The sequence below is a fragment of the Gilvimarinus sp. 2_MG-2023 genome, assembly GCF_030547685.1.
GTDB lineage: Bacteria > Pseudomonadota > Gammaproteobacteria > Pseudomonadales > Cellvibrionaceae > Gilvimarinus.
In genome coordinates this window covers 687-7,959 of the sequence record NZ_JAUOQM010000029.1, presented here as the reverse complement: position 1 = coordinate 7,959, position 7,273 = coordinate 687, and the positions used below count along the sequence as shown (strand labels likewise).

Below are 7,273 nucleotides of genomic sequence, written 5' to 3'. Positions count from 1 at the left end.
TGGCTGCGCGGGCGGCGCGGGTGACGTCGCTAAAGTGGGCCAGGCTGTCATCAATGCTGCAGTTAAGGTTTTTTTGGCTAAAGGCTTCGGAGGCGGCGGCAAAAATGGCGACCTCGGATGCCTGCGCCGCCCGGGCCCGCTCAAAACCTTTCAGGTTGGGGGTGAGGGCGCTGTAGCTTACCCCCGAGCGGCGCTCAATACCGGCGAACACGGCTTCGCTGTCGGCCATTTGTGGCACCCACTTGGGGTTTACAAAGGCGCCGGCCTCAATGCGGGTAAGACCGGCCTCGGCCAGGGCGTGGATTAAGACGATTTTATCGGCGCAGGCGATGGTGCCCGGCTCGTTTTGCAGGCCGTCGCGCGGGCCTACCTCTACTAAGGTAACCTTGCTGGGCAGCACTACTCTTCGCCCCAGCGCGGCATCAGATCTTGTTCGATATTCAGTTGGTCGAGAATGCGGGCCACCACAAAGTCCACCAGGGCTTCGACGCTATCGGGCTGCAGGTAAAAGCCGGGGCTGGCCGGTAGCACCACCGCGCCGAGCTGAGTGAGCTTGAGCATGTTTTCTAAGTGCACAGCGGAGTAGGGCGTCTCGCGCGGCACGACAATCAGTTGGCGGCGCTCTTTTAGGGCGACATCGGCGGCGCGTTCAATTAGGTTGTTGCTGGCCCCGGTGGCGATGCTGGAAAAAGTACCGCCGCTGGCCGGGCAAATTACCATAGAGGCCGGTGAGCTGGAGCCTGAGGCCACCGGTGAGAACCAATCGTCGCGCCCGAACAGTATCAGTTGATCGTCCGCCGCGCCGTAGCGCTGACTTAAAAAGATTTGCTGTTCGTCTAAATCGGTCGGTAAATCCAACTCGGTTTCGGTGCGAATCACGACCTCGGCGGCGGAAGACAATAACAGATACACCCGGCAGTCGGCTGCCAGCAAACACTGCAACAAACGCAGCCCGTACTGCGCGCCCGAGGCGCCGGTCATGGCGAGGGTTACTGTGCGTTGTTCGTTCATGGCGGCCTCCGTCATAGGGCGTGTTTATTCAGTTGCGACACTAAACGACCGTGCAAACCGCCAAAGCCGCCATTGCTCATAATCACAATATGGCAGTTGGCCTCGGCCAGCGCCAGGGCGTCGTGAATTAATCCGTCCAGCTCGCGGTAGAGTTTGGCGGGCACCGGCGAGTGGTTAATCACATCGGCCAGATCCCAGTCGGATGCCGGGGGCTGGTACCAGAGTACATCGTCGGCATCGCTGCAGGCGTTTGCCAAGTTGTCTTTGTGAACCCCCATACGCATGGTGTTGGAGCGCGGTTCAATCACGGCGATGATTTTGTCGCGGCCCACTTTGGCCCGCAGCCCGGCCAGCGTGGTTTTAATGGCGGTGGGGTGGTGGGCAAAGTCGTCGTAGACCTTGATCGAGTGTAGATCGGCGATGCACTCCATGCGGCGTTTGACCCCTTTAAACTCGGCCAGCGCGGCGGCGGCCACCTCCGGTGTTACGCCCACATGGCGCGCTGCCAGCAGGGCGGCCAAAGCGTTGTCCACATTGTGCTGGCCGGTTAAGTCCCAACGCACTTCAGCCTGTACCTGAGCGCCTTCCAATACCTGAAAGTGGCTGCCATCGTCTTGTAACAAGCGGCATTGCCACTGGCCGTTGGCACCTGTGCTAAGGGTATTGCTCCAGCAGCCTTTGTTTAGAGTTTCATCAATGGCGTCAATTCCAGTCGGGTGAATAATTTGCCCGCTGCCGGGTACCGTGCGAACCAGGTGGTGAAACTGGCGCTGGATATCGGCTAAAGAGTCGAAAATATCGGCGTGATCAAACTCCATATTGTTGATGATCAGCGTGCGCGGTTGGTAGTGAACAAATTTGGAGCGCTTGTCGAAAAAGGCGCTGTCGTACTCGTCGGCCTCAATCACAAAAAAAGGCGTGTCGCCCAGACGGGCCGAAACGGGGAAGTTTTGTGTAACCCCGCCAATTAAAAAGCCCGGGGCCATGTGGGCGTATTCCAACATCCAGGCCAGCAAGCTGGCGGTGGTGGTTTTGCCGTGAGTGCCGGACACGGCCAGTACCCATTTGCCGGGCAATACATGCTGGCGCAACCACTCGGGGCCCGAGGTGTAGGGCAGGCCGCGCTCTAACACTACCTCAACCGCCGGGTTGCCGCGACTGAGCGCATTGCCGATGATAACTAAATCGGGGGCCGGGTCGAGCTGGGCCGGGTCGTAACCGCTGATCAGCTCAATGCCGAGCTGCTCCAGTTGCGTGCTCATGGGCGGGTAAACGTTTTGGTCGGAACCGGTTACCCGGTGGCCCAGCTCTTTGGCAAGGCTCGCCAGGCTACCCATAAAGGTGCCGCAAATACCGAGAATATGAATGTGCATAGTCGCGCTTCAATCGTCATATTTAGAGTGCAGCGAGCTTAGCATAAATTGCGAGGTCAGACGTCTGATGACTGACGCCAGACGCTTTAACTCTTAATTTTGGGGGCGTGGCGTCGGACCTCTGACTTCAGACGTCCGACGTGTTTTCGCATCAACCAAAATACCGCTTTTTCTTGGTCGCTTTCATTTTGCTTAAGTCGCCCATAAACAAACCGTCCAGGCAGTTGCCGAAGTCGGAGTCGACGCTGAAGGCGATTAAGCTGTAGCCGCCGGGCTCGTAGAGGGCGGCGTACTGTTTGTACAGGGTGGGGAATTTGTGGCCGGCGGCACTGAATTGTTGCTGCATATGGCGCAGGGCGTCGTCTTGCTCCAGCGCTTTAAACTCATTCAGTAATTGCTCATAAGTTTCCGGTTCTATCACATGGGGGTGAGGTGCCAGTGCCAGTGGTTGGCCGGTACTGAAATAGTGCTGGTAAAAGAACACGACTAAGTCGCGCAGGTGTTTGGGGTAGGTGTCGCTCATGCTCACCGGCCCCAGCACATAGCGCACCTGCGGGTTGTGGTTTAGGTAAGCCCCCAGCCCTTGCCATAGATAGTCCAGGCTGGCCTTGCCCCAGTAGTCGGGGTGAACAAAGCTGCGCCCAAGCTCCACGCCCTGCTCCAGATAGGTAAACATGGCGGGGTGATAGGTGAACAGTTCGTTCGTGTAGAGCCCCTCGGCGCCGTGTTCTTGCAAAATACGACCGCAATCGCCAATGCGGTAGGCGCCGGCAATGGTGAGGTTGGCGTCGTCCCACAGTACCAGGTGCAGGTAGTGATGATCGTACTTGTCGAGATCGCGCCGGGCGCCTGTGCCTTCGCCGACTTTGCGGAAGGTGTGTTCGCGCAGGCGGCCAACTTCTCGCAATATGGTGGGGTGCTCGGCGTAGTTGCACAAAAATATTTTGTTGTTGTCGGAGGTCGTGCCGATTTGCTGCGCTTGCGCGAATTCTTTGCGCAGGGCGCTGCGCTCCTCCGGGTGGGCGATGGTGCGTTCGGTGACGAATTGCGCATCGCGTTTTTTGCGCAGTTTATACAGGTGTTTTTTCAGCCGGCGAATCAGCGCTTTGTCAGCCAGATTTTTAGCCTCCAGCTCTGAGGCGGGAATCGTCTCGCCGATGCGCATACGAATTTCGGTGGATTGCTTTTTAAACATTTCGCGCGCTAGCAGCGCGGTACCGAACGGTTTGTAGAGCATGGAGGCGGAGTAAAACAGCAGCGAGTTTTTAGCGTCGATGCAGATGGGCAAAATGGGTGCGCCGGTTTTGCGGGCGAAGTGCAAAAAGCCCGCGTGCCATGCGCCATCGCGAATGCCTTTGGCGGTGGCGCGCGAGACTTCACCAGCGGGGAAAATGATGACCGCCTGCTCGTCTTTAAGCGCATCCATAATGGCTTTGTAGCTCTTGCGGTAAGCGCCGCGCGTCATATTGTCGAGGGGCAAGAACACGTCGTGCAATGGCTCAAAGGCCATCAGCATATCGTTGGCAACAATACGCACATCGGGCCGTACACTGCGCACCATATGCAACAGTGCCAGGCCGTCCAGCGAGCCGATGGGGTGGTTGGCAATAATAACCACCCGGCCCTGGGATGGAATGTTATTGCGGTCGCGCGAGCCGACACTGTAGTTAAAGTTGAAGTAGTCGAAAATCTGATCGATAAAATCGATGCCCTTTAGCCCCTCGTTGTCACGCAAAAAAGCGTTGATTTGCTGCTCGTGGGTCAAGCGGCGCAGCAGCGAAAGGGTGGGCTTTTTTAAGATGGGTTTGGTGGCGGCGAACCGCGGAAATTTATCGGTAACCGATTGTTCGATATTCAACATACGCATGGCCTGTCTTTATGGCCCCAGTTAAACTCTGGGGGCTAATGACAAGCTACGCTAGTGCGCTTTAATGACAGTTAGGTGATGCTTGGGTGACCAAATGATGACAGTGTTTGGCCGGCTGCTGAAAACCCCCTTATGTACTCAGGCTTTCAGGTTGCTTCGTCATTTAGACGTTATTTTGAAAGTGTTTGTCCACCCATCGAAAAGTGGCAGCGGCGACTACAGGTCAGTCTGTTAGCTGGGTTCATTTTGTCTCACAGCCGCCAGCAGCTGCGAGCTTTGACGCTCAAGCAGTGCTTGGTAGGGGGGAAGTATACGATTGACACACTGTTGTTCGCACATAGCAATGTGGTCACTCAATGCATAGGAGTGAAGGCTTGGGTCCACCCAGATAGTGCCCATCGGCAGTTCTGGATAAATGGCGTTGTTATGAGCCGAGTCGGATAAGACCCGCGCGGCCACTTTAATGCGAGGGCTGGTTTGTTCTTGCGAGAGAGTGCAGGTTAGATGGCCAATGCATATACCGTAAAAGCTGGCGTCGTCACGGGTGTCGGCGTTCACTATTAAGGTGAGTCTGCCGTCTTCCAGACTGACCCACTGGCCGGCATACAGTGCCAATATGCCTTTCATTAACTGGTTGAATTTTTGCAGGCATTGCTGGTAACCGTGCAGTGATAACTGCTGTTGCAGTTGCTTTAAGTTGATTAGCTCAAGGTGCACGATGACAGTGCTGGTTTCGTATGGAGCATCGGCGCAATTGCTCAGAGGTTCTTCGCTTTCATCTGCCCCCGTTTCTTGCCACGCTGTTTGTTCTGGTGTTTCTTGCTCTGGCACCTCTTGTTCATGGGGCGCTTGTTCTGCCGCTGTTTCGGGGGCGTACAAGTCTGTGGTTGTATCGCAGGCGTGCTGGTCAGGCTCGGGCTGAGTAGGAGCGGATGTTTTGTCTGTCTGGTTTTGGCAAAGGTGGCGGTAACTGAGGGCGCAAATCGACATGGCAGCCATTACCATCAGCGCCCAAATAACAATATAGCGCGCGTAAATATAATGGGTGGGTGGCAGCGCTAGCGAAACGGTTAAATGCCCAGCGATGTGGGTGTCCAGAGTAATGGGGGCGCTAAAGTTAAGTTTGGCATAATGCTGCGGAGCATCCCCAGAGCCACTTTGCACCAACAGTTGGTTTTCTACATCGTGAATGGTGGCGCCGCTGACTCTCGGCTGTTGGGCAATGGCTTGCAGAATCACCTGCAGGCTGATCATGTCTTGGCTGATGGCGGGTTCAACCGCTTGTGACGCACCGCGCTCGGCCAAAGCTTCGCCGTAGTGGCTGGCATCCTGCTCCAGTTGCCCTTGAGCAAAATGCAACGTTAGCAAGGCGCCGGCCAAGCCCAATAGCGCCATCAGCGATAGGCATAAACCCAGCAAGGGGTGGCGGCTAAGGGTTTGCTTCAGTGTCATTTAAGGCTCAGTGTTCTCTGGTGGAAGGTGGCGCTGTAGTTGCTGTGGGGTATCTTAACGCAATTCACCGGTCGTGGGCACGGACCTTTGTCGGTTAGGTGAGGCTGGGGAACATAAAGCGTCATCGAGGGCAGTTTTTTTCCGGCCGTTGTTAGTATTTGACGACGGTTAAACGCTATAATGCCTGCTTTTATCATAGCGCTGGTGACCGTGAAAGAAATCGTCTTGATCAATGCCGTCGGGGAAGATAAGCCCGGTGTAACCTCTGCCATCACTCAGGTGCTTAATCGCTATCAGGCCGCTGTGCTCGATATTGGCCAAGCGGTGATTCACGATAACTTAACGTTAGGACTGCTGGTCGGTATTGACCCCGGTGCGGTTGAGCAAGAAACCCTTCTACAAGAAATCCGAGCGGCAGTGGCGGAGCTGTCAATTCAGGTGCGCTTTACCTGCATTGATGAAGCCAGTTACCAGCAGTGGGTTGAGCATCAAGGTAAGGCGCGCTATATCGTCACCCTGTTGGCGCGTGAGGTAACCGCTGGGCAAATTGCCGATCTGACTCAGGTGACGGTAAAGCACGGTTTAAATATCGACAATATTAATCGTTTGTCCGGGCGTATTCCCCTCGATGGACTCGACCAACGCAGCAGCTCTTGTGTGGAGTTTTCCGTGCGCGGCGAGCCGGCCGATCGCGAAGCACTGCGCGCCGACTTTATGGAGCTGTCGACTCATCACGAGGTTGATATTGCCTTCCAGCGCGACACAGTTTATCGCCGCAACCGCCGTTTAGTGTGCTTTGATATGGATTCGACCCTGATCGAGGCCGAGGTGATTGACGAATTAGCCAAAGCCGCGGGCGTGGGTGAGCAGGTGGCGGAAATTACCGAGCTTGCCATGCGTGGCGAGTTGGATTTTAACGAGAGCTTTGCCCGCCGTATGGCCCTGTTGAAAGGTTTGGACGAGACCGTTCTGGCCGATATTGCCAAGAACCTGCCCATTACCGAAGGGGCGGAAAAACTGATTAGCAGTTTAAAACACCTCGGTTATAAAACCGCGATTTTATCCGGCGGCTTCCAATATTTTGGTGAGTTTTTACAAAAACGGTTAGGGGTGGATTATGTATTCGCCAACCAGCTGGAAATTGTAGATGGCAAAGTGACCGGTGAGGTAAAAGGCGAGGTGGTAAATGGTCAGCGCAAAGCGGAGTTATTAAAACTGCTGGCCGAGCGCGAGGGCATTACCGCCGAGCAAACCATTGCGGTGGGCGATGGCGCTAATGACCTGCCCATGCTCAGTGCCGCCGGCCTCGGAATAGCCTTTCGCGCTAAGCCGTTAGTGAAAGCCAGCGCCGAGCAAGCCATTTCAACGCTGGGGCTAGATGCTATTCTCTATTTGATGGGGTTTCGGGATAGAGACCGGATTGTTTGATTGGGGGGCAGTAAGCGATACGCAGAAAGCTGAACGCAGGACGTAAAAGGCGGAATGTGTATTGTAAGGTGCTAAAACAGTGAATAGTGGTTGACTTTGCTACAGGCTAGCACAGCACAATATTGTTCAGCATTCAGCATTC

5 protein-coding genes and 1 pseudogene are annotated in these 7,273 nt (G+C 55.4%); 1 reads left to right on the top strand and 5 read right to left on the bottom strand.

The window, feature by feature from the left end:
• The 5 genes and pseudogenes from Q4526_RS06630 to Q4526_RS06610 all read right to left on the bottom strand — a co-directional run.
• Window positions 1-400: pseudogene (locus Q4526_RS06630) on the bottom strand (hydroxymethylglutaryl-CoA lyase); the annotation flags it as partial.
• On the bottom strand, window positions 400-1,011 hold the full coding sequence (locus Q4526_RS06625; protein ID WP_215976143.1) for a flavin prenyltransferase UbiX: 612 nt from the start codon (window positions 1,009-1,011) through the stop codon (window positions 400-402). The pseudogene Q4526_RS06630 and the gene Q4526_RS06625, both read right to left, overlap by 1 nt.
• An 11-nt stretch (window positions 1,012-1,022) precedes the next feature.
• Window positions 1,023-2,384, bottom strand: a complete 1,362-nt coding sequence (gene mpl / locus Q4526_RS06620; protein ID WP_215976142.1) for a UDP-N-acetylmuramate:L-alanyl-gamma-D-glutamyl-meso-diaminopimelate ligase — start codon at window positions 2,382-2,384, stop codon at window positions 1,023-1,025.
• 151 nt (window positions 2,385-2,535) lie between these two features.
• On the bottom strand, window positions 2,536-4,245 hold the full coding sequence (locus Q4526_RS06615) for a lysophospholipid acyltransferase family protein (protein WP_215976141.1): 1,710 nt from the start codon (window positions 4,243-4,245) through the stop codon (window positions 2,536-2,538).
• Window positions 4,246-4,482: 237 nt separating this feature from the next.
• Entirely contained in the window at window positions 4,483-5,703 is a 1,221-nt protein-coding gene (locus Q4526_RS06610; protein ID WP_215976140.1) for a hypothetical protein, read from the bottom strand.
• A gap of 210 nt (window positions 5,704-5,913) precedes the next feature.
• Between Q4526_RS06610 and serB the strand changes: the two genes are divergently transcribed.
• A complete protein-coding gene (serB, locus tag Q4526_RS06605; protein ID WP_303604833.1) occupies window positions 5,914-7,131 on the top strand; it encodes a phosphoserine phosphatase SerB in 1,218 nt (405 codons plus the stop codon).
• Window positions 7,132-7,273: the final 142 nt, after the last annotated feature.

Excerpts from the sequence above, each read along its gene's own strand:
- Q4526_RS06625 (WP_215976143.1), bottom strand. The coding sequence starts at position 1,011 with ATGAACGAACAACGCACAGTAACCCTCGCCATGACCGGCGCCTCGGGC.
- mpl (WP_215976142.1), bottom strand. The coding sequence starts at position 2,384 with ATGCACATTCATATTCTCGGTATTTGCGGCACCTTTATGGGTAGCCTG.
- Q4526_RS06615 (WP_215976141.1), bottom strand. The coding sequence starts at position 4,245 with ATGTTGAATATCGAACAATCGGTTACCGATAAATTTCCGCGGTTCGCC.
- Q4526_RS06610 (WP_215976140.1), bottom strand. The coding sequence starts at position 5,703 with ATGACACTGAAGCAAACCCTTAGCCGCCACCCCTTGCTGGGTTTATGC.